Here is a 621-nt window from a genome sequence, read left to right as displayed (position 1 = left end):
GCCAACTGCTCCACTCCGCGATATTGTTTTATAAGTGCCGAAGACCGGAATCGAACCGGTACGAGAGGTAAGTCCCGCAGGATTTTAAGTCCTGTGCGTCTGCCAGTTCCGCCACTTCGGCTTTTTTTGGCTCCAAGGGTGGGGCTCGAACCCACAGCCTACCGGTTAACAGCCGGTTGCTCCACCGTTGAGCTACCTTGGAATATTCACGTGGCTATGTCCTACTCTCCCAGGCAGTTTCCCACCAAGTACCATCAGCGCTAAAGAGCTTAACTTCTGTGTTCGGAATGGGAACAGGTGTATCCTCTTTGCTATTATAACCACATATTGCCTATTTATAAGACAAGTATTATATTAACATCTTTATTTTTAAATGTCAATACTTTTAAAGTACTAAATAATAATAGTTTTTTATTAAATATCTTCTATTAATTGAAGTTAGTACTTTACATAGAGTTAACACTCTAAAAACTACATATATATTTTAATCAATAAACATCAAATAATATTGGTCAAGTCCTCGACCTATTAGTATCGATAAGCTAAATACATTGCTGCACTTACACCTTCGACCTATCAACCAGATAGTCTTTCTGGGGTCTTACCCTTGCGGTGGGAAAT

2 tRNA genes and 2 rRNA genes are annotated in these 621 nt (G+C 40.1%); all 4 read right to left on the bottom strand.

Features of this window, described 5'->3' with window-relative positions:
- Positions 1 to 35: 35 nt before the first annotated feature.
- Positions 36 to 121: transfer RNA gene (locus tag IC175_RS19305), tRNA-Leu, on the bottom strand.
- Between the two features lie 6 nt (positions 122 to 127).
- Positions 128 to 202: transfer RNA gene (locus IC175_RS19300), tRNA-Asn, on the bottom strand.
- Between the two features lie 6 nt (positions 203 to 208).
- Positions 209 to 325: ribosomal RNA gene (rrf, locus tag IC175_RS19295) — 5S ribosomal RNA — on the bottom strand.
- A gap of 183 nt (positions 326 to 508) precedes the next feature.
- Positions 509 to 621: ribosomal RNA gene (locus IC175_RS19290) — 23S ribosomal RNA — on the bottom strand; the annotation flags it as partial.

Source organism: Clostridioides sp. ES-S-0123-01 (assembly GCF_020658415.1).
Taxonomy (GTDB): Bacteria; Bacillota; Clostridia; order Peptostreptococcales; family Peptostreptococcaceae; genus Clostridioides.
This window is presented reverse-complemented; position numbering and strand designations above follow the sequence as displayed.